This is a genomic window from Staphylococcus sp. GDX8P114P-2, assembly GCF_017892945.1.
In the GTDB taxonomy this organism is placed as follows: domain Bacteria; phylum Bacillota; class Bacilli; order Staphylococcales; family Staphylococcaceae; genus Staphylococcus; species Staphylococcus arlettae.
In genome coordinates this window covers 3,429-5,044 of record NZ_JAESMB010000025.1, presented here as the reverse complement: position 1 = coordinate 5,044, position 1,616 = coordinate 3,429, and the positions used below count along the sequence as shown (strand labels likewise).

The window sequence follows — 1,616 nt, the reverse complement described above, 5'->3', positions numbered from 1 at the left end:
TGAGCTAATCAAACATCATAATTTTTTATGGAGAGTTTGATCCTGGCTCAGGATGAACGCTGGCGGCGTGCCTAATACATGCAAGTCGAGCGAACAGATAAGGAGCTTGCTCCTTTGACGTTAGCGGCGGACGGGTGAGTAACACGTGGGTAACCTACCTATAAGACTGGAATAACTCCGGGAAACCGGGGCTAATGCCGGATAACATTTAGAACCGCATGGTTCTAAAGTGAAAGATGGTTTTGCTATCACTTATAGATGGACCCGCGCCGTATTAGCTAGTTGGTAAGGTAATGGCTTACCAAGGCAACGATACGTAGCCGACCTGAGAGGGTGATCGGCCACACTGGAACTGAGACACGGTCCAGACTCCTACGGGAGGCAGCAGTAGGGAATCTTCCGCAATGGGCGAAAGCCTGACGGAGCAACGCCGCGTGAGTGATGAAGGGTTTCGGCTCGTAAAACTCTGTTATTAGGGAAGAACAAACGTGTAAGTAACTGTGCACGTCTTGACGGTACCTAATCAGAAAGCCACGGCTAACTACGTGCCAGCAGCCGCGGTAATACGTAGGTGGCAAGCGTTATCCGGAATTATTGGGCGTAAAGCGCGCGTAGGCGGTTTCTTAAGTCTGATGTGAAAGCCCACGGCTCAACCGTGGAGGGTCATTGGAAACTGGGAGACTTGAGTGCAGAAGAGGAAAGTGGAATTCCATGTGTAGCGGTGAAATGCGCAGAGATATGGAGGAACACCAGTGGCGAAGGCGACTTTCTGGTCTGTAACTGACGCTGATGTGCGAAAGCGTGGGGATCAAACAGGATTAGATACCCTGGTAGTCCACGCCGTAAACGATGAGTGCTAAGTGTTAGGGGGTTTCCGCCCCTTAGTGCTGCAGCTAACGCATTAAGCACTCCGCCTGGGGAGTACGACCGCAAGGTTGAAACTCAAAGGAATTGACGGGGACCCGCACAAGCGGTGGAGCATGTGGTTTAATTCGAAGCAACGCGAAGAACCTTACCAAATCTTGACATCCTTTGACCACTCTAGAGATAGAGTTTTCCCCTTCGGGGGACAAAGTGACAGGTGGTGCATGGTTGTCGTCAGCTCGTGTCGTGAGATGTTGGGTTAAGTCCCGCAACGAGCGCAACCCTTAAACTTAGTTGCCAGCATTTAGTTGGGCACTCTAGGTTGACTGCCGGTGACAAACCGGAGGAAGGTGGGGATGACGTCAAATCATCATGCCCCTTATGATTTGGGCTACACACGTGCTACAATGGACAATACAAAGGGCAGCTAAACCGCGAGGTCATGCAAATCCCATAAAGTTGTTCTCAGTTCGGATTGTAGTCTGCAACTCGACTACATGAAGCTGGAATCGCTAGTAATCGTAGATCAGCATGCTACGGTGAATACGTTCCCGGGTCTTGTACACACCGCCCGTCACACCACGAGAGTTTGTAACACCCGAAGCCGGTGGAGTAACCATTTATGGAGCTAGCCGTCGAAGGTGGGACAAATGATTGGGGTGAAGTCGTAACAAGGTAGCCGTATCGGAAGGTGCGGCTGGATCACCTCCTTTCTAAGGATATATTCGGAACAACTTCTACGAAGTTGAAAA

At 50.6% G+C, this 1,616-nt stretch carries 1 rRNA gene; it reads left to right on the top strand.

What is annotated here, in order from left to right:
• Positions 1 to 24: 24 nt before the first annotated feature.
• Positions 25 to 1,577 (top strand): 16S ribosomal RNA (locus tag KA845_RS12080).
• Positions 1,578 to 1,616: the final 39 nt, after the last annotated feature.